This window comes from Pasteurella testudinis DSM 23072, assembly GCF_900176075.1.
GTDB lineage: Bacteria > Pseudomonadota > Gammaproteobacteria > Enterobacterales > Pasteurellaceae > Chelonobacter > Chelonobacter testudinis.
In genome coordinates this window covers 35622-56427 of record NZ_FWWV01000068.1, presented here as the reverse complement: position 1 = coordinate 56427, position 20806 = coordinate 35622, and the positions used below count along the sequence as shown (strand labels likewise).

Here is a 20806-nt window from a genome sequence, read left to right as displayed (position 1 = left end):
ATTGAATGGGGTTATTGTCAACGACAGCAGGCGCGGTTGCAAGCCTGATTATTCACTTTCTGCATTCAGCGTGATTTCGCCCGTCGCAAACCGCACTTTGACCTGTTTGCCTTGACAATTCAGCCTGAACACTTGTTGATTTTGTTCGCTTCGCGTTTCGCACGCTAGCCCCAAGCGTTGACGGGCAAATTGGTTCTGTGCCAGCAACAACGCTTGATAACGCTGGTAAGTCAGCAAACCGTCACGCTGTTGCAGATTGACCCAACGGGAAATCCCCGTCATCACCAAGCTGAACAGCGCCAGCGTCACCAGTACGCCGAGCAGACTAGCGCCTTTTTTGCCGTGAGCATAAATCGGCTTATAACGCCTTTTATAACGCATTTTATAACGTATTAAAATCATGCCAACTGCCCTGCTGATAGATCCATTGCCGATATTTTTCCGCCACCTGCCGCACCACGTCATGACTAAATTCCAGCTGGTTTTCTGCATGCAGCAACGCCGTTTGATAGATCACCGCGCCGATAATTTTGCCTTCGCCCGATAAATGCAAACGCTCCTTGGCAATCACCACGCCGTAAAAATCCTGTTCCGGTTGCCATTCGCCCGCCTGATCGAGCCATAAAATCTTATTCGCAGTATAATCTGCCGCAGCCAACGGCAATTCGGCAAAATCCCAAGCCGTTTGCCAGCGCTCGAAATCGGCGCTTAAAAAACGCGTTATTCCTTGTTGCGCCGCCTGTTGCGGCAAGGTTTGCAACAGCGACACACGGCGGCAGCCAATTTTATGCTGCTGATCCTGCGTTTTATCACTAAAGCGGATCGTGAAAAACAGCAGATCATCGGGCTGAACCGCACTTTGCGCACGGCAAAGCCGATCACCGTCAAGCACCGCACTTTGCTGCAACAAGTTTTCCCGTTGCTGCAAATAGCGCAACCGTTCGCCGAAATTGGCACGCTGCATGGCTAAAATCTGTTCGTCCAGCATTAAAAACAGCAACAAGGCGCTGGAGAGTATCAGCAAAGCGGAAAGCGTTACCATGCCTTTTTTGATCATGTTTTTTCCAACCTATTGAAAAATAAAGCCTATAACCGATTAACTATCGGAATAACGACCGCACTTTGATAGCGGATTTCGCTCTGTTTTTTATAGCTGCCTTCGATCTCCGCTAACACGCCTTTGCCGTTCGCCAGCCATGAAAAGTGCAAACGGGTGATTTGATAGGTATCGCTGTCCAGCAAATCGGTCCAGCCGCGCGTATCGCAACCTCCGTCGGCGATATAGGCGTGACATTGCGCCGCATCGCACTGCTGAACCGTGCCGTTTTTATACATCGCCCGTGTTTCGATCATCTTGCTTTTCAGGCGGTAGCCGAACAGCTCTTTTTGAATATCCTGCGTGTTGTTGCGCTCGTCACGCTGACATTGCGCACCGTGATTGCTGCCGATGCAACCGCTGTGATCCAAATCGTACCAAAACAGCAGACAACTGTTTTCCGGCTCTCGGTTGGCGTGGGTAATACTGCTTGCCGCACCGTCGGCATGGTTGAATAAATCGACATTGGATTGTTCAACTTGTTGATGAAAATGGTAAAATCCGCTGCGCGCAATATCTTTCGCCATTAACTGCAACACTTTTTGGATCTCTTGTTGCAATTGTAAGCGCAGTAGCAGTTCACGGTTTTGACTGAGCGCTTGGGTGAAAAAAGCGACGATTACCAGTAATAAAAACGAGCCGATCGCCGTGGCGACCATCAACTCCAATAGCCCGAAACCGTTTCTGTACGGCAGTTGAAACCGCACTTTGTTACGATTAATTGTCATTAACGCAGGCGCTGGCGGCTTGATCATCTTTCACCCTCAAACTTCCGACATTAAACAATGAAAAAATCGACCGCACTTTGCCCGCCTGCAACACAAAACAAGCGGCGGAAAAGGTATCGCGGATTCCGCTCAAACGGCTGATTTCATTCGGGTAATATTTTTTGCTGATAATTCGGGTCTGCTGCGGAAACGACGGATAATAGAAGTGCGCCTGCACCCTTTTCGGGCAGGCGTGCGCAATAAAACAGTCGCAAATCAGGTTATCCTTGCGCTGTACACTGACGCACCAGCGCCGCTGGCTGTCACGGTTGATCAACAAAAACCAAATATCCTGCGAATTTTCGATCCGCAGCTGCATATGACGCAAAAAAGCGAACAGCCTGCGCTGCTCTTTCTGCAACACCTGATAATCCGACAGCGCCTGCCACTGCGGCACTGCCAACGTTGCCGCCGCACTCAGCAACGCCACCACCAGCAACATTTCCAATAAGGTAAATCCATGACGCATTTTTCCTCCTTATGTTAGCCGTAAGTCTAAAAAAACGGGGAAAAATACAAAGTGCGGTCAGCTGTTTTTACGAGCGAGATCGCAAAAACAGCAATTGATTGATTTAAAAACGGAATAAATAAAAGCGGCAACTGACAAAGGGGAATGAAAGTGCGGTTTGGGATCAGATCACAAACCGCACTTTCGCCGTTTCAAGCTATCAGCTCAAGTCCACCTCTTTGGCAAAAAAGTAAGTGGTTAAAAAACCAACGCCATAGGCCGTTAACGTGCCGAGCAGATAAATCGCTATTGCGCCGAATACACCGTTCGGACCGGTTAATAACGGGATTGCCAACAGCCCTGACGGCCCGAATACACTGTTTAAGCCCATCGGGAAGCCCAAATAGGCAATCAGCCCAATCACAAAACCCCCTGCCGCACCGCCGATACAGGCAGTGATAAACGGCTTGACCCGCGGCAACGTGACCCCGTAAATCAACGGTTCGCCAATACCGAGAAAGCCGGGTAAAATCGCACCTTTGATTTGCGCACGCAAGAGCGAATGTTTGTTTGCCATGGTATATAGTGCAATGGCTGCGCCGACTTGCCCTGCGCCTGCCATTGCCAAAATCGGAAACAGCGCGTTGAATCCTTGGGTTTCTACCAAGGCAAAATAGACCGGCACAAAGCCCTGATGAATGCCGAACATCACCGACAACAAAAACAGCCCTGCCAGCACCGCACTGCCGAACGGATTGCCGTTTAAGTGACTGAACAACCATGACATTGCGTTAAACAATACCACTCCGACCGGCATGATCAACAAAAAGGTAAATGCGCCCATAATCAGCAGCGTTACGGTCGAGGTCAGCAGCATATCCAAATTATCCGGCACAAATTTTCGTACCCATTGTTCGACTTTCGCCCCGATAATCGCGGCAATCAGCACGCCGATAATATTGCCGCGCGGATCAATTTCCAGCCCGAAAAATGTGCTCATGCCGGAATAGATCCCCTTGGTCGCTTCCGGATTATAACCGAGGATAAAAAACGAAGCGATAATCGCACCGTTTACGCCGCTGCCGCCGAATGCTTTCGCGGCATTGTAGCCGATCATAATGCTTAAAAAGCTGAACAGACCTTTGCTGAAGACTTTCAGATAGCCGATCAGCGCAACCAGCGTAGCATTCGGATTTTCAACACCGGCGACAAAAGATTGTTCCAGTAACGTGCCGATACCCAACAACAAGCCTGCGCCGATAAACCCCGGAATCAATGGGGTAAAAATCGTGGCGAATTTGCTTAAAAATTGGTGCATTCCGCCGGTTTGTTGCTGTTTTAACTGCTGTTTGTGGCTTTGTGCAATCTCTTTTAAATCACCAACTGCCGCATTTTCCCGTAGATACGCCGTGCAGAGTTCCGCAGCCTTTCCCGCCTTACCCGGCCCCAAGATAATTTGCACCTGATCCTGCATATTGACCACGCCCAAAACACCGTCCAAGCGTTTCAATTCTGCTATATCCACCTCTTGTGCCTGATTGACTTTCAAGCGCAAACGCGTCATACAATTCCCGACCGAAGCGATATTGGCAGCGCCGCCGAGCAGTGTTACAACTTGTGAAATAAAATGTTTGTTTATCTCTGCCATCATGAACTCCTATTGATACTGTTAAAAGCCATTCCGTTGGAAATGCGCACTTAACGCTTGTCGAATAAACCCGTTATGTTGTGCCAGCAAGTGCTTCGCGTCATCAGCGGACAAATCGGTCAGAATCATCAGGATCGCCGTTTTACACTGCTGCTTGCTTGCTTTAAGCGCTTGTTCCGCTCGTGATTTTTCACAACCGGTCGCCTGCATGACGATATTCTTTTGCCGTTCGACCAATTTATGGTTGCTCGCCTGCACGTCCACCATCAAGTTACCAAACACTTTACCGCTACGAATCATCGCGGCGGTAGTCAACATGTTTAACACCAACTTTTGCGCCGTACCCGCTTTCATGCGCGACGAGCCGGTCACTACTTCGGCGCCGACCGCCACACAAATCGCAATGGCTGCCCGTTGCAATAACGGCGAATCGGGATTACAGGCAATGCCGACCGTGACACAGCCTATTTTTTCAGCGTATTCGATGCCACCCAGCACATAGGGCGTGCGGCCGCTTGCCGCAATACCGACCAAGACATCATGTTGGTGCAATCTAATCCCTTGCAGATCTTCAATTGCCGCTTGGCGATTATCTTCCGCGTTTTCCACCGCACTAAAAACCGCACTTTTGCCGCCGGCAATCAAGCCGATCACCTGCTGCGGATCCGTGCCATAGGTCGGCGGACATTCGCTGGCATCGAGAATCCCTAATCGTCCGGACGTGCCGGCGCCTAAATAAATCAGCCTGCCGCCCTGCCGAAATGCGCTGACAATATGGTCAACAGCCTGTGCAATGTTTGCGATCTGGGTTGCAACCGCCTGTGCGACCGTTTGATCTTCGCGATTGATCAGCTGCAAAATTTCTGTGGTGGATAAACGGTCGATTTCCGCCGATAGCGGATTGCGGCTTTCGGTGATTAACCGGTTAAGAACTTCCTGCATACAATCTCCTTTGCCAGTGCCGCTTGATAACGCGAAAACGGATATTAATGATTGACTAAAAACGCACTTTAAACTAACTTATTCCAAAATTATAAAAAATAAAGAATTATTTATTCTTTTTGTGAGGTAGATATGGGTTTTTTAAATAAAATCGAGTATTCACTAAACAGTTACTCCAAAACGGAACGGAAAATTGCCGAATTTATTTTGCAGCACAGCCTGCAAGTCAAAAATCTTCCCTCCACCAAATTGGCGCAAGCGGTCGGCGTCAGCCAATCTGCCATTATCAAATTCAGCCAAAAATTGGGCGTACGCTCCTACACCGAGTTCAGGGTGGCGCTCAGTGAAGATTTGGCGTTAAACCATACGTTAGAAAAGAGCCTCAAACTGCATGACGACATCGGCGCCGAGGACAGTCTGACAACCGTCGCCGAAAAACTTTTTCAAGAAAAGCAACAGGCGTTGCAAGAAACTTACCGGATTAATTCCCTGAAGACCCTGCAACAGGTTTTGTCGCAGCTGAACCAAGCCAAAAAAATTCTGCTGATCGGCATCGGCAATTCGGCGCTGGTCGCCAAAGATTTCGCCTATAAATTGAATAAAATTTCGATCACAGCGTTAACCGAAATGGATACGCACGCCCAACTGGTGCTGAGCCAAACATTAACGCCGCAAGATTTGTTGTTTGTGATCTCTTTTTCGGGGCAAAAGAAAGAGTTGTTATTGGCGGTTGAAACCGCCAAAGCGCGGCAGACACCGATTATTGCGTTGACATCGGCGACCTTTAACCCGCTGCACCCCTTGGCCGATCAACTGCTGTTTTCCATTGCCGACGAAGCGTTATACCGCAGCTCGTCGATTGCCTCGCGCACCGCGCAACACGCGATTACCGATCTGCTGTTTATGGGATTGGTGCAACAAAACCAGCAAACGGCACTGACGCAAATTCAACAAAGCAAACGATTGGTTGCCCGCTTATCCGAATAAAAAAAACCGCACTTTTGCCATCAAAAAGATGATCTTAAAAGTGCGGTTGTCGGGGTTAAGTAAAAAGGCTAGCGAAATTAAATCGTAACACCCAGTTTTTTCACGGTTTCCGTCGTGGTCCATAAATCATTAGCGATCAGGCGGAAATTGATCAATGCCGCCAGATAGCCGTCGCCTTCCGGAATTTTCGGTCCGGCGGTGGCGTCTTTGACAACGGTCACTTCAAAACCTTGTTCGATAAATTCGCGCAAGTGCGATTCGATACACAGATTCGCCGCCATCCCCGCTAAGATCACTTGATCCACGCCTTGTTTGCGCAATTGCAGCACCACGTCGTTGGTTTCCGGACCGAATACTTTATGCGGATTGGCGATAATGGTTTTGCCGTCATAGATATACGGTTTGTACTCCTCCATAAAATCCGCACCGGAACCTTCAAAGCCTTCCAAGGTGTATTGCCCTTTACGCGCAAACATACCGCTATCGTGCATGAAATGTTCGCCCGGACCGCCGAATTTCCAGCTGTGATCCTGCGGATAGTAATAGTGCGGCGATACAATCACCGGAATATCCACCGCTTTGGCGGCTTTGAACAGGCTTTCGATATTCGGCACTGTGTTGTTGCGGGTAATGCTTTCGCCCATCACACCCCAGCTGATTCCTTTCGGGCTTAAGAAATCAATTTGCGGATCAACCACCACCAACGCAACCCGTTTTTTATCCAGTTTCATACCGTGACGCGGCATGCCGTATTGTTCCGGCTCGGCATACGGATCCGCCGCTTTGCCCTCTTTGGCGGAAGCAACCGCACTTAAGCCCATTGCGCCCAATGCCGTTGCCGCCATCGCGATTTGCGAACCTCTGCCCAACACTTGACGACGTGTTGTATCAATTTGTTGCGTTTTCTTCTCATTACTCATCAGAATCACTCCTTTTAGTTGACTATTCAAACTGAACATTTAAGAATACTTCAACCGCATTGCTGAAATATCCCTTGTTTGTTGCTTCGGGGGTAGTATAAGAAAACCGTTACACAGCAAATTAACTGATCGTCCGGATTTTTTAACCGAGGAAACAAATGGATTCTTTGACGGAATTTTTTGCTCGCTTTAATTTCAGAAGTGATCTTTTTTTCAGCAGCCTGCTATGCCGAATCGGCGAATTTAACGAACCGAATAAAAGCTATTTGCATATCGTCCATGCCGGCGCATTTAATCTGGTGCTGAGTAATTCCCGCCAAAAACGCATCGACGAACCCTGCATGATTTTCTGCCCGAACAGCACATTACACCGGCTTAACCCGCTTGATGAGCAGGGAATCACCGTCTCTTGCATCAGCTTTGATTTTGGCGAAGGCGTCAAGAATCCGCTCAATCAGGCGCTGGACGAATGTGTGATTATGCCGTTGAGCCACTGCCCCGAATTGCTGACTATCGGGCAGGCGGTGTATCAGGAATATCAGGCGGAAAAACTGGGCAAACCGATTGCGATTCACCATTTATGCAGCTATTTTTTGATTCGGATTATTCGTTACGGTCTGGAAAAACAGCAATTGACCACCGGTTTTTTAAACGGTTTGAGCGACGCTAAATTAAGCCGCCTGCTGACCGCACTTCATCAAAATCCTGCACACCCGTGGCAGCTGGACGAAATGGCGGAACTGGCGGCAATGTCGCGCTCCAATTTCGCCGCCTATTTCAAGAAAGTTTTGGGCGTTTCCGCGATGGATTATCTGATCCAGTGGCGGCTGACTCTGGCGCAGCGTAAAATGCGCACCGGCACGCCGATCGCACTTGTGGCGGAAGAGGTCGGCTATCAATATGCCAGCGCCTTCAGCCGTGTTTTTACCGCCAAAATCGGCATGTCACCGCTCAAATGGCTTGCCCAATACAAAGAGAGTTAACCGCCCGATGAAAATTCCTTATAAAAAAATCGCCAAAAATGGCATTTCCCTGTTTTTAACCTTGATTGTGATAAGTGTGATCATCGACTGGCTGCGCAAGCCCGAAGTTCCGAATAATGCCGACAGCACCGCACTTTACGATCTGCAACACCAACCGTTCTTTTTAGGGCAACTGAGCCAAGATCGCCCGGCCGTTCTCTATTTTTGGGGAACTTGGTGCGGTTACTGCCGCTATACTTCGCCGGCAATCGACAGCCTTGCCAAAGAAGGCGTGCCGGTCGCCACCGTTGCCTTGCATTCCGGCGATAAAAACACGGTACAGGCTTATCTCACCGAACATGATTACCAATTCACGACCGTCAATGATCCAAGCGGAGACATTGCCGCCCAATGGCAAGTGGCTGTCACGCCGACCATTATCATTTTTGATCAAGGCAAAATGGAATTTTCCACCAGCGGTTTAAGCAGCTACTGGGGCATCAAAGTGCGGTTGTGGCTGGCTAAGTGGTTTTAATAAGAAGCATAAGTGGTTTTAATAAAAAGCATAAGTGGTTTTGATAAAAAGAATTTGAAGCTTATCGCAAATCTGCCAACAAACACTGTTCAAAAAATAAAACCTTGATACTTTAATACGGTAGGCTGTATCCAACAGGCTATAAGAGGTCATCAAATGAATTCCCTATAAACTGACGGGAGGTTTTTATGAGTGGTTTCGGACTGGTTATTCTCTTGATTGCGGGTATTCTGTTTATCGTTATTTCCACCGCAAAATACAAATTACACCCTTTCATTGCGCTGTTACTCACCGCATATGCGATTGCGCTGCTCTCTGGCGTGCCGATTGCCGATACGGTGAAAACCATCACCACCGGTTTCGGCGGTATTTTGGCGTATATCGGAATCGTGATTGTGCTTGGTACGATTATCGGCACGATTTTGGAAAAAACCGGTGCTGCCATTGCAATGGCGGATTTTGTGTTGAGCAAAATCGGGCGCCAGCGTCCGGTCTTGGCGATGAGCATTATCGGCTATATCGTCTCTATTCCGGTTTTCTGCGACTCCGGTTTTGTTATTTTGTCGTCGCTGAAAAAATCCCTGATTCGGCAAACCGGAAAATCCGCGGTGGCGATGTCGGTTGCTTTGGCAACCGGTTTGTACGCCACCCACACGCTAGTGCCGCCGACACCCGGTCCGATTGCCGCCGCCGGTAATTTACACGTCGATAACTTAGGTTTGGTGATTCTGTTCGGGCTGGTTATTGCCCTGTTTGCTGCCGCTGCCGGTTATGTCTATGCCGAGTGGGCAGGCAAACGTTATCGCTGTGCACAAGACGATCTACCGAAATTGGCGGATGATGAAGAGATTCAAGCCCTGTATAAACAGATTCCGTCCACCTTGAACGCCTTCTTACCGATTGTGGTGCCAATCGGCTTGATCGCCTTTGCCTCGTTGCTGAAACTGCTGTTTGTCGGCGTGGATAATCTGGTCTTAAAATGCTTCTATTTTATCGGCGAGCCGGTGACCGCACTTTTAATCGGTTTATTCTTTGCCGCCCGCTTACTGCCGGAATGGAGCAAAACCACATTAACCGACTGGATCGGACAAGGGGTGAAAGATTCGGGTAGTATTTTAATTATCACCGCTGCCGGTGGCGCTTTGGGCGGCGTATTAAAAGCCAGCGGTATCGGCGACTACCTCGGTTCGGTGTTGCAAGGCATGAGCTTGGGTATTTTGGTGCCGTTTATTATCGCCGCCGCCTTAAAAACCGCTCAAGGTTCGTCCACTACCGCACTTGTGGTCACTTCGACCATTCTTTACCCGTTACTGCCGGCGCTCGGCTTGGACAGCGCCATCGGTTCCGTCTTAACCATTATGGCAATCGGTGCCGGTGCGATGACGGTTTCGCACGCCAACGACAGCTTCTTCTGGGTCGTTGCCGAATTTAGCGAAATGGACGTCGAAACCGCCTATAAATCGCAAACCATGGCAACCCTGGTGCAGGGATTAGTCACGATTGTCATCGTCGCTATTTTGGCTTGGGTTTTACTATAACCGCCCTCTCTGACCGCACTTTCAAAGTGCGGTCAACTTCGATTTGAAAAATCCTTTTCTTTGCACAATAAAAACCCCGCAGCTACGGGGTCTATTTTTTCACTATAACTTCAACTTCCTGACCACTTCTTTCGATTTCGCCAAAAACGCTTTGCGTTCTTTCGCCGGCAAGCCGGTGTTGTTGCCCGGCAGTTTGACCGTCATCGGGTTCACCGGACGATCGTTAATATGGAACTCATAGTGCAAGTGCGGTCCGGTGGAACGGCCGGTATTGCCGGAAAGAGCGATGCGTTCACCGCGCTTCACTTTCTGCCCCGGTTTGACCAATGCGCGACTGAGGTGCATATACACGGTTTTATAATTACGTCCGTGCTGCAACACGATATAACGTCCGGCACCATTGGCTTGATACGCCACTTTAATCACTTCCCCGTCTGACGGTGCGATAATCGGTGTGCCGACCGGAATGGAGAAATCGACCCCTCTATGCGGTGTCACCCTGCCGGTCACCGGATGGCGACGCGCCGGATTGAAATGCGAAGAGATTTTCGGCTGGCGAGTCAAAGGATAGCGGGCAAAACCGCGTCCCAAGGTTTCGCCGTTGACGTTAAAATAAGCGCCGTTCGCCGCTTGAATCGCATAATAACTCTTACCGCCGCGAATGATATGAATCGCATCGACCCGCGCTTGTCCGGTCAGTTTATCGCCCAGATATTCGCGATCCATCAAAATCGCAAATTTATCGCCTTTACGCAGGCTTTTCATGCTGACTTGCCACTGTAGTGCGGTTGCCAATTGGTTGATCTGGCGTGCGGAAACACCGTGACGGCTGAGACTGTTGGAAAACGATCCCTGAATCTGCCCCTTAATCACTTCGGTTTTCCAAACGCTTTTCTTTTTCAGCACCTGCTGTTTATAGCTGCCGTCTGCCTGCCGTTCGTAAATCCGCTCTTCTTTATCCGATACCAACCAATTCATATACTGCAATTGATCGTCTTTATTCAAAATCCAATAAAACTGCTGTCCGGCTTTTAGATTTTTCAATTCCGGAAAGGATTTAATCAAGGCGGTGCTGACCGACGGCTCCAAACCGGATTGATCCAAAATGTCTTTCAGTTGCTGACCGCCAACCACGGTTTCACTAAACTGGTTATTAATCCGCCAAGCCTGATCGGCAACGTCTAATAAAATATCCAGCGCACTTTGCGCTTCCTCCGGCAAATATTCGCTATCTTCCCCGTCCGTTGCGTCGTCGCTAACCGAGCCGGGTTCGACTTCGTCGTCTTGTGCGCTCAAATCATCATGGTAGGACGTGGCGTTCGGATCTTCTTCGACTACGGATTTGGCACTATCTCCCTCTGTTATTGCAGGGGCTTGAGCGCTATCCGTTGCCGCTTGTTCTGCCGACGGTTGAGGCTGTTCGGTTTGAGGCGTTTCGTGCGGTGCGATTGTTTGATCTATCGTTTGATAAGCGGAATCGTCACTCAGTGCCGGTTGCAGATACTCCGCCACTTGTTGCTGTTGTTCGTGATCGTGGCTTGGAAAAATAAAATACATGGCTACGCCCCACAACAGGGCGAATATTGTCAAAAACAATAATTTCCGATTGCGCGCACGTCTTTTTCTTTCTCTGGCTAAAATAACACTTTTCACTCTAACGAATTCTTTATCGACATCTAATTTTAAATTCCTGCTTAAGCCCTTATCATACAGCAAACGCCCGACACCCAACAGCTGGGTCTGGTTATAGGACAGACGAAAGGTTTAAAAAGTTCTCACAAAAATAGCCGTTTGCCGATTAAAACAACAATTACAACCATTCTCTTTTTAGTCCGTCTTATTTAACGGCAGTGAGATAACTCGTGGCTATTGTACCCAAACGTAAAATCAGATATTCTGCAATCTTTTACGGCAACTCCTCCGTTCATCTCGGCAAAGGCAGATCATGGTGATTAACAGCGCGCAACAAGCACTTATCGAACTGAAAAATATCAGCGTCAATTTTGATTCCAAGACTGTTTTGAACAATATCAATTTGAAGCTCTACCCCAACTCGGTCACTACCATTGTCGGTCCGAACGGCGGCGGCAAATCGACACTATTAAAAGTCCTGCTAAAACTGATTCCCCCCACGCACGGATCGGTCACGGCAAAAACCAAACTGCGGATCGGCTATGTTCCGCAAAAAATTCATTTGGATCCGACTTTGCCGCTGACGGTGAAAAAATTCTTATCTTTAAAACAGAATCTGCAAGCCGAACAGCTGAATGAAATCCTGCAACGGCTCTCGATCCAACGCTTGGCCGATAACAGCATGCACAAGCTCTCCGGCGGTGAAATGCAGCGGGTTCTGCTCGCGAGGGCATTGCTCAATCAACCGGAATTGCTGGTTTTGGACGAGCCGGTACAAGGTGTTGATCTCAGCGGACAGGCTGAGCTGTACCAATTAATCAACGAAAGCAAAAACCGGCTCAATTGTGCTGTTTTGATGGTTTCCCATGATCTGCACTTGGTGATGGCAAATACCGATCAAGTGTTGTGCATCAACCAACATCTTTGCTGTGCCGGCACTCCGGAAACGGTGTCGGAACACCCTGATTTTATCCACTATTTCGGCGATCAGTTCGCACAGAATTTTGCCTTGTACACCCATCACCACAATCATAAACATAATTTACATGGTGATGTTTGTTGCAGTGCGGAGTCTGCCGCCAGCGACTGCCACCATACTCACCAATAGGAAACCCGCTCATGTTTGATATTTTACTGCCCGCCTGGCTTTGCGGTATGATTCTGTCCCTGCTCAGTGCGCCATTGGGCGCATTCGTGGTATGGCGCAAGATGTCCTATTTCGGCGACACGCTGTCCCACGCTTCGCTCTTGGGCGTGGCATTGGGATTATTGCTTGAGGTCAATCCCTATTTTGCGGTGATTATTATTGTATTGCTACTTGCCTGCCTGTTGGTCTGGCTGGAAAATTATACCGCCTTCTCTGCCGACACCCTGCTCGGCATTATCGCTCACAGCTCACTTTCACTCGGCGTGGTTGCGATTGCGTTAATGGATAATGTGCGGGTCGATCTGATCTCTTATCTGTTCGGCGATATCTTAGCGGTGGATTACGCCGATCTCTATTGGGTCATCGCCGGTGCGGCGATTGTGCTGCTGATTTTGCTCCGCTTGTGGAAGCCGCTGCTCGCCACCACCATCAGCGCCGAATTGGCACAGATCGAAGGGATCAACACCCGCAAAATGCAGATGATTTTAATGCTGATGACCGCACTTACCATTGCCTTGAGCATGAAATTCGTCGGCGCACTGATTATCACCTCGTTGTTGATTATCCCCGCCGCCACCGCACGCCGCTTTGCCAAAACACCGGAACAAATGGTGATGATCGGTTATGTTATCAGCTGCGTTGCTATTAGCTTGGGCTTGGGGTTATCCGCACTTTACGACACGCCGGCCGGCCCGTCGATTGTTATCGCCGCCTCCATGCTATTTATGTTATCGCTGTTTAAATCGCAACAACAATAGCATCACGAATAGCATCACGGCAGAATAACCCCATAACAGATAAAGCAAAACCCGCTATCGTCATTCGTATACAATAGCGGGCTTGTGTTCAATGACCAACTGCGGCTTGTCAATCGGCCTTTATCAATCGCTGTTGATTAATGCCTGCCGTTTAAAAACGTGACATAATCCGCCGCCACTTTTTCCGCTTCACGGATATAGAAATCCGGCGCTTCGTAGTCTTTCGGCAAATCATCGATATTTTTTAACGGTTTTTTACCTTCCGCTTTGAAACGTTCATTTAAATCTTTCAAACGGCGTTGCTCGTCTTCACGATTTTCCTGTTGGCGTTGTTTCAGATTTAAAGATAAAAACTTACGATCAGCCCAAGCTTTTTGGATCTGTAAATTACGTTCTAAAACAATAAACTCGCGCTCTTCGGTCATACGTTTTTGATGTAACGGCGTCAGATAGCTGATCGCGGCTTGCTGGGACGGCATAACGGTATAATTCGCCGCTGGCACTTTATCCCAAGGCAACGCATTGTCTTCACTGCTTTCACCGCTCTTTTCCGCATCTATGATCGCCGGAAATGTAATATCCGGCTCGACTCCTTTAATTTGGGTGCTGCCGCCATTGATACGGTAGAATTTCTGAATGGTATATTGGATAAAGCCTAACGGCGACTGATCCATATCATACACAAAATTCAGCGGTCGGCTTTGTTGCACCGTGCCTTTACCAAAGGTCTGCTGCCCCAAAATAATGCCTCGTTGATAATCCTGAATTGCCGCGGCAAAAATTTCGGAAGCCGAGGCGCTGTAGCGGTTGATCATCACCAATAACGGCCCTTGATAAACCTGTGCGCTGTCCGGATCCTGATGAATACGGATACGGTTATACGCATCACGCACCTGCACCACCGGACCGTCGGAAATAAACAAACCGCTCAATGCCACCGCTTCCGTCAACGCGCCGCCGCCGTTTTCGCGCAAATCAATAATCAGCGCTTGGGTATTTTTCTCTTTTGCCTGATCCAATAATTTGCGTACATCGTCGCTCAAACCGATATAGAAACTCGGAATTTTAATCACGCCGATGGTTTTTCCGTCGACCTGATTCACTTCCAGTTTCGCCGCATTGTCTTCGATCCGCACTTGATCGCGTACCAAGCTGATAATTTTGGTTTTTCCGCCTTTTGCCGGTTCGATTTCCAGACGGACGGTCGTGCCTTTTTTACCTTTGATCTTGTCAACCACATCATCTAAACGCCAACCGACCACATCTTCGATCTCCCCTTTCGCGCCCTGACCGACCCCGACGATTTTATCGCCTGCCGCCAATTTTTTACTGCGTTCCGCCGGTGCGCCTGGAACCAAGGATTTAATCGTGGTTTCATCGTCTTCCGACTGCAAAGTCGCGCCAATGCCTTCCAAAGAAAGGTTCATATCTTCGGTAAAGCTTTTGGCATTGCGTGGTGACAAATAGCTGGTATGCGGATCGATTTCGCGTGCAAAGGCATTTAAAAACAGTTGTGAGATGTCGTCGGCACGGGTTTGGTTCAAACGCAAAATCGCCAAATTATAGCGTTTGGTCAATTTTTTCTTGATGTCGGACCATTTTGTGCCTTTCAAGCGTTCGGTAATGACATCGTTTTTAAAACGCTGCAACCATAATTTATCCAACTCCGCACTATCACTTGGCCAAGTGGTCATTTTGGAACGATCGATCTCAATCTGATCGTCTGCGCTCAAATCCGGCTCTTTATCTAATAGCGAAAGCAAGTAAGCATAACGTTCATAACGGCGTTTGGTCATTAATTCGTAGGCGGTGTAAGCCAACCCTAGCTCACCGGAATACAAACTTTGCTGCAAACCGTTTGCCGCTTGCGCACGCAATTGATCAACATCGCTTTGTAAAAACGTATTGTGGTTATAATCCAAAAAATTCAGATAGCGGGTAAAGACTTTTTCTAAAAAAGCCTGATCAAGTGTAAATTTACTGTAATGCGACTGAGTTAAACGGGCAGTGACGCGTTTGGCTGCCGTTGATTGCGTTTCCCCCGGTTGCGGCAACGTAATCTCTTCATATTTAAGATTGGGTTTTACCGCTTGCACAGGTTGCGCCGTGAATGTTAACGAAGCCAACAATACGGCAAACAAACCCGATGGTAATTTATTTATCTTCATTCTCAATTCCTAAAATAGAAGCTGTTAATGGTTAATCTACTCTTTAATGTACGCCCGAAATGAATAGAACACCGCACTTTAAGCAAAGTACGATGTTCCGGCGTTTAACTAATCAAGATTAATGGATTATTCTGCATTATATAAATGTTCAAATGCAACATTCATCATGATACCGCTTTGCAGTTGCACTCTGGCAGTATCTTTCAACACATCCAAAACGGTGGCGCGATTGGCTTTTTCGGCTAATTTAACCTTGACCTGTTGTCCTTTCTGTAATGTCTCGATACTGACAGGCGTCAGATTGACGGCCGCCGCGCGAGGTTTGTTCTCACTGCCAACCGCTCTTTTTCCTTTTACTGCCGGTTTGGCATGGCGCTGCGTTTTTGTGCCTGTAGCCTTTCTGTTGTTTGCGCCCGCTTTTTCCGAGGTGTTTTTCTCGGCATTTTTCGCTTTTAGCGCTGCGCGCATTTGCGCTTTTCTTTCCGCCACTTTTGCTTTGGCTTGCTGCAATTGTTCAGCAGCGTGATCGGCATGCTCCTGCTCCAACACGCCGCAGGCATTGCCGTTTAAATCCACCCGTTCCGCACCGGTTTTACAGCCGTGCAGATAACGCCAGTTTGAGGTATATTGGCGCAACGCATGGCGAAGCTGGGTTTTACTGACCCGCTCGTCATTTTCAAGTGCGGTTGCCAACTCTTGGAAAATACCGATTTTCAGCGGTTTGGCTTCCCCTTCCAAACTGAAACAGAGCGGAAACTTCTCTGCAAGGTAAGCAATAACCTCTTTGCTGTTGCTCAATTTTTGTTGTTCTGTATTTTGTTGTTCTGCTTGTTGTTCTGTCATGAAATTACACATTCCCGAATCGTGGTATCAAATTTTTATGCGCACAAGAAATTAAAATGCGGACAAAAAACCAAAATGATAGGGGCATAGTCTAGCTTAATTTTTGATTGCTTGACAACATAAACCGCACTTTTATCCATTGATCTTGCCCGAGCGTTGCTTAATTATCACAATTAAAGCGCTTTTCCTGAAATATCCAGCTCTCCGACAACATAAAATTTTATGCCGGAACAAATATACAGCCGCAACTCAGTATAGAACGAAACGCAGTATGGAATGAAAGGTTATTTTGCCCTATAATCAGCCATTCAATATAGTATGCCGACGGCGTTTTATGCGGCGAGCCGCTCGGGCTCAATGTGATGTCATACGCATTTTTTACAGGAAAAATCATTATCAAAATCTTATCACGGGTTTCCAACAACCATCTGCTGCGTTGTGATGAATGCGATACGCTGGTAAATGTGCCGCGCTTGCATGCACGGCAGGTTGCCTGCTGCCCGCAGTGTAACGCCGAGCTGCGTTCGGGCAGCCGTTGGAGCTTGAAACGCTGTGCGATTATCGCCATCTCGATCCTGATTTTGATGCCGTTTGCCTTCACCTTTCCATTACTCAGCATTGATTTGCTGGGTGTGCCCGTTTATGCTTCGGTGTGGGAAGGCGCTTGGAAAATCGCCACCAATAACGATGTGTATACCGCATTTATGGTGCTGCTGTGCGCCATTATCATGCCGCTGTGCTTTGCCACGCTGGTGCTGTTTTTATGGATCGCCAAACATTTTAAACACCGCCCGCGCAACTTGTTGCTGATGCTCGGCTACATCAAACCGTGGGTGATGCTCGACGTTTATCTGGTCAGTCTGGGCGTTGCCGCCTTCAAAGTGCGCGAATATGCCACGCTGACGATTGATATCTATTTTTTGGCATTTGTGTTTACCGCACTTTTAACCACACTGCTGTTTATCAAAATTAATCCGTTGGCGTTATGGAACGAATTCTATCCGCAATTCAGTTACCCGACGTTGAACAAACAGCAAAAACCGCAAGAATTGACCCACTGCCATTGCTGTAATTATACTTTCCCGCTGCAACAGCGTACCCTTGACAGCAAAGGACGGCATTACTGCCCGCGCTGCGAATCGTTGCTGGATATCGATGACAACAGTAAATTGCAACGCACCTGGGCGGCGCTAATCGCCGGTATCATCATGTTGATTCCGGCTAATCTGCTGCCGATTTCCTATATTTACCTCAACGGTGTGCCGAGCGGCGACACCTTGATTTCCGGCGTGATTTCATTTATCGGCATGGGCAGTTATTTTGTTGCCTTTGTGGTTTTTGTCGCCAGTATTTTTGTGCCGCTCAGCAAAATCATGGCCATGTTTTATCTGCTGATCAGCGTACACCGCCAAAACGCCGGCAATATCGAACGCAAGATGAAAATTCTGCATTTGGTGCACTTTGTCGGCCGCTGGTCAATGCTGGATTTATTCGTGCTCTCACTGATGATGTCGCTGGTGACGCGCGGGCAGCTTATCAACTTTTCAGTCGGCCCTGCCGCATTTTATTTCGGTGCCGCCGTTTTTCTGACCATGATTGCCGCCGAGCAATTTGACAGCCGTTTACTTTGGAAACTCTATGACAAACAACGTAACCAACCCACAAAATAATCAGCCTCAGAAAACTGATCACAATGCGCCGCCTAAGGTGCAAAATGCTACCGTGCGGCGTTTGAAAAGTATTTCCCCTTTCTGGTTATTGCCGATTGTCGCTTTGATCATCGGTTTGACGCTCTTTGCCCGAATTTTGGACGAACAAGGGGAAAGTATCACCATCTACTTTACCAACGGTGCCGGCATTACGGCGGACAAAACCCCGATTCGTTATCAAGGCTTGCAGATCGGTGTGGTCAGAAAGGTCAAATTTACCGAAGATTTGAAACAAATTATGGTCACCGCCAGCATTAATCCGGAAGCCAAAACCGTCTTGCGCGAAAATACTCGCTTCTGGTTGGTGCAACCAAGCGCCTCTCTTGCCGGTATCTCCGGTTTAGATGCGCTGGTGTCAGGCAACTACATCACGCTGGCACCGGGCGACGGCGACAGTGCCGACGAATTTATCGCCGAATCGGAAGGGCCGATGGCACAAATGGACGAAGGGGATATTTTAATTCACTTGCTCGCTGACAATTTGGGTTCAATTTCTGCCGGTGCTTCGGTCAATTACCGCAAAATTCCGGTCGGCAGTATTTCCGATTACCGCTTTTTGGAAGACAAGAAAAAAGTGGAAATTGATGTGGTCATCAACAAGTCCTATAGCCACTTGGTGAAAAAAGATTCGCGCTTTTGGAACAGCAGCGGGCTGCAAACCGACATCAGCTTAAGCGGGATTTCGGTGGATATGGACAGCCTGACGTCACTGGTGATCGGTGGCGTGTCGTTTGACTCGCCCGACGACAGCCAAAGTGCGGTCAGCGGCGACAGTTACACATTGTATCAAGATGAAAAATCGGCACAACGCGGCATTGAGATCGATATTACATTGCCGAATATCCGCGGTTTGAGAATCAACAGCACACCGCTGTACTATGAAAACTTCAAAATCGGTACGCTTTCCGCTTTAGATGCCAATGTTGAAAGCGAAGTCAAAAATACGGTGCGCGGAAAACTGCTGGTCAATGAAAATATGCGCAATTTACTGCGTAGCGGCAGCCAAATTGTGATTAACGAAAACAGTTTGAATTCAGATAATTTAAATAATCTGGAAAAACTGTTGGCAGGCCCGTATTTTAATCTGGTCGCCGGCGATGGCGAGCTGCAAACCGAATTTACGGTTCTCACCCAATCTGAATTGCTGCTAAGTCTGCCGGATACGCTGGTGATCAGGCTGACCGCGCCGGAAACCTATAACGTCAATGTCGGGCAAGGAATTTTCTATAACGGCATTCGGATCGGCGAAATCGCCAAGCGCACTGTTTCCGTTGACGGCGTTGAGTTTCAAATTGCGATTGCCGAAGAATATCGCCACTTAATCTATGCCGATACCAAATTTATCGCCGCCTCGAATTTAAACGTCAACATCGGGGTGGACGGCATTCAATTCGAAGCGGCTTCTCCTGAGAAATGGCTGCAAGGCGGTATCCGCATTTTGGCAAACAAGCAGGGTGCTAAAAAATCGGGAAATGCCAAACCGTTAGCGCAATATCCGCTGTATAAAGACATCGGCAGCGCCGAAGCCGGCATCACCGGCGACAATCTGCAACCGACCATCGTCTTAAGCTCACCGGTGTTGCCGGGCATTGAAAACGGTTCGTTAGTGCTGTATAAACAGTATCCGGTCGGACAAATCATTGCCGTACGCCCGACGGATAAAGATTTTCAGATTGATGTTTTCATCAACAGCCAATACCGCAATTTATTGACCGACCGCAGCAAATTCTGGAGCGAAAGTGCGGCGCAAGTGGACATCGGTCCGAAAGGGGTCAGCATTCAAGCAGCGCCGATTATGCGCACCCTGAAAGGCGCGATCAGTTTTGAGAATTTTGGCGCGGCCAACAAAAATACCCGCCTCTACAACAATGAAACCGCTGCCCGTTCGGTTGGCAACGAAATCACCCTGACCTCAAGCGACGCCAAGGATCTAAGCCGCGGTATGCCGATTCGCTATATGGGCATCACGATCGGCGAAGTGGTGTCAATTGAGATTGATAAAAACAACCAACGCATTGTCAGCAAGGCGCTGATTCAACCGAATTATTACGGCTTAATCAGCAAAAAAGGCAGCAGCTTCCGTTTGGTGTCACCGCAAATTTCGGCCGGCGCGATCGAAAATCTCGACAGTTTGTTGCAGCCCTACATCGATGTCAATGTCGGCAACGGTGAAACGGCAAAAACCTTTCGTTTAATCAAAGAGATCAGCAATGCCGCCAAATTCGCCAACGGTCTGCCGCTGGTGTTGGAAACGTCCAGTGCTTTCAATTTAACCGAAGGTTCACCGGTGCAATATCGCGGAATCGAGGTCGGACTGGTGCAAAGAATGCGCTTGAACGAATTGGGCGATCGCGTATTGGTCGATATCCTTATCGGCGACAAATACAAACATCTGGTGCGGCAGAATTCAGAATTCTGGATCACGTCGGGCTACAGCTTCGGCTTCGGCTTGCAAGGCTTCGCCTTTGAAACCGGCAGCGTTCAGCAGTTCCTGAAAGGCGGTATCACTTTCGGCACGCCGTCCGGCCAAATAGTGCAACCAGCGGCCAAAGCCAGACAGCGTTTCTTGTTGCAACAAAAACTGCCGGAAGATTCCAAATTTTGGAACCAGGGCGCTTATTAACTGACGTAGTGTAAAGCGAGGGCGGATTTTATTCCGCCCTCGTTGTTACAGACCTTGCTTGTTACCGCACTTTCAATACCTAA

Annotated in this window: 18 protein-coding genes; 8 read left to right on the top strand and 10 right to left on the bottom strand. The window is 48.4% G+C overall.

Annotated elements, in window-relative coordinates:
* Positions 1-48: 48 nt before the first annotated feature.
* The 6 genes from B8880_RS13515 to murQ all read right to left on the bottom strand — a co-directional run bounded on the left by B8880_RS13515 (position 49) and on the right by murQ (position 4901).
* The gene (locus B8880_RS13515; protein ID WP_084258101.1) at positions 49-402 is read right to left on the bottom strand and encodes a DUF5374 domain-containing protein; all 354 of its coding nucleotides are present in this window, start codon (positions 400-402) and stop codon (positions 49-51) included.
* Positions 383-1057 carry a DUF2572 family protein gene (locus B8880_RS13510; protein ID WP_084258100.1) on the bottom strand — a complete coding sequence of 225 codons (675 nt, stop codon included), beginning with the start codon at positions 1055-1057 and terminating at the stop codon, positions 383-385. The genes B8880_RS13515 and B8880_RS13510 overlap by 20 nt, the downstream gene beginning before the upstream one ends.
* A 29-nt stretch (positions 1058-1086) precedes the next feature.
* Positions 1087-1851 (bottom strand): prepilin-type N-terminal cleavage/methylation domain-containing protein, encoded by a 765-nt coding sequence (locus tag B8880_RS13505; RefSeq protein ID WP_084258099.1) that lies wholly within the window; start codon positions 1849-1851, stop codon positions 1087-1089.
* Positions 1814-2332, bottom strand: coding sequence for a type II secretion system protein (locus tag B8880_RS13500; RefSeq protein WP_084258098.1), 519 nt, complete (start codon positions 2330-2332; stop codon positions 1814-1816). The genes B8880_RS13505 and B8880_RS13500 overlap by 38 nt, the downstream gene beginning before the upstream one ends.
* A gap of 199 nt (positions 2333-2531) precedes the next feature.
* On the bottom strand, positions 2532-3959 hold the full coding sequence (gene murP / locus B8880_RS13495) for a PTS N-acetylmuramic acid transporter subunit IIBC (protein ID WP_084258097.1): 1428 nt from the start codon (positions 3957-3959) through the stop codon (positions 2532-2534).
* Between the two features lie 21 nt (positions 3960-3980).
* Complete coding sequence (gene murQ / locus B8880_RS13490; RefSeq protein ID WP_084258096.1) at positions 3981-4901, bottom strand: N-acetylmuramic acid 6-phosphate etherase; 921 nt, start codon at positions 4899-4901, stop codon at positions 3981-3983.
* Between the two features lie 132 nt (positions 4902-5033).
* On the opposite strand from murQ, the gene B8880_RS13485 reads away from it, so the two are divergent.
* Entirely contained in the window at positions 5034-5888 is an 855-nt protein-coding gene (locus B8880_RS13485; protein WP_084258095.1) for an SIS domain-containing protein, read from the top strand.
* Positions 5889-5965: 77 nt separating this feature from the next.
* On the opposite strand, the gene B8880_RS13480 is transcribed toward B8880_RS13485, so the two are convergent.
* On the bottom strand, positions 5966-6808 hold the full coding sequence (locus B8880_RS13480) for a cysteine hydrolase family protein (protein ID WP_084258094.1): 843 nt from the start codon (positions 6806-6808) through the stop codon (positions 5966-5968).
* A gap of 158 nt (positions 6809-6966) precedes the next feature.
* On the opposite strand from B8880_RS13480, the gene B8880_RS13475 reads away from it, so the two are divergent.
* From B8880_RS13475 to B8880_RS13465, 3 genes are all read left to right on the top strand, one after another.
* Positions 6967-7791, top strand: coding sequence for a helix-turn-helix domain-containing protein (locus tag B8880_RS13475; protein ID WP_084258093.1), 825 nt, complete (start codon positions 6967-6969; stop codon positions 7789-7791).
* Between the two features lie 7 nt (positions 7792-7798).
* On the top strand, positions 7799-8305 hold the full coding sequence (locus tag B8880_RS13470; RefSeq protein ID WP_084258092.1) for a protein disulfide oxidoreductase: 507 nt from the start codon (positions 7799-7801) through the stop codon (positions 8303-8305).
* A gap of 188 nt (positions 8306-8493) precedes the next feature.
* Entirely contained in the window at positions 8494-9843 is a 1350-nt protein-coding gene (locus tag B8880_RS13465; RefSeq protein WP_084258091.1) for a GntP family permease, read from the top strand.
* A 102-nt stretch (positions 9844-9945) separates the two neighbouring features.
* Here the strand turns inward: B8880_RS13465 and mepM are convergent, their stop codons facing one another.
* On the bottom strand, positions 9946-11400 hold the full coding sequence (mepM, locus tag B8880_RS13460) for a murein DD-endopeptidase MepM (protein WP_084258090.1): 1455 nt from the start codon (positions 11398-11400) through the stop codon (positions 9946-9948).
* A gap of 388 nt (positions 11401-11788) precedes the next feature.
* Between mepM and znuC the strand changes: the two genes are divergently transcribed.
* On the top strand, positions 11789-12583 hold the full coding sequence (znuC, locus tag B8880_RS13455) for a zinc ABC transporter ATP-binding protein ZnuC (RefSeq protein ID WP_084258089.1): 795 nt from the start codon (positions 11789-11791) through the stop codon (positions 12581-12583).
* An 11-nt stretch (positions 12584-12594) separates the two neighbouring features.
* Positions 12595-13380: a zinc ABC transporter permease subunit ZnuB gene (znuB, locus tag B8880_RS13450; RefSeq protein WP_084258088.1), complete on the top strand. Its 786-nt coding sequence runs from the start codon at positions 12595-12597 to the stop codon at positions 13378-13380.
* 137 nt (positions 13381-13517) lie between these two features.
* On the opposite strand, the gene prc is transcribed toward znuB, so the two are convergent.
* Positions 13518-15548: a carboxy terminal-processing peptidase gene (prc, locus tag B8880_RS13445; RefSeq protein WP_084258087.1), complete on the bottom strand. Its 2031-nt coding sequence runs from the start codon at positions 15546-15548 to the stop codon at positions 13518-13520.
* Positions 15549-15674: 126 nt separating this feature from the next.
* Positions 15675-16391, bottom strand: a complete 717-nt coding sequence (gene proQ, locus B8880_RS13440) for an RNA chaperone ProQ (RefSeq protein WP_084258086.1) — start codon at positions 16389-16391, stop codon at positions 15675-15677.
* A 362-nt stretch (positions 16392-16753) separates the two neighbouring features.
* Between proQ and B8880_RS13435 the strand changes: the two genes are divergently transcribed.
* Both B8880_RS13435 and B8880_RS13430 read left to right on the top strand, forming a co-directional pair.
* Complete coding sequence (locus tag B8880_RS13435) at positions 16754-18061, top strand: paraquat-inducible protein A (RefSeq protein ID WP_084258085.1); 1308 nt, start codon at positions 16754-16756, stop codon at positions 18059-18061.
* Complete coding sequence (locus B8880_RS13430; RefSeq protein ID WP_084258084.1) at positions 18030-20723, top strand: MlaD family protein; 2694 nt, start codon at positions 18030-18032, stop codon at positions 20721-20723. Before B8880_RS13435 ends, B8880_RS13430 begins: the two co-directional genes overlap by 32 nt.
* The last annotated feature ends 83 nt before the right edge of the window (positions 20724-20806 follow it).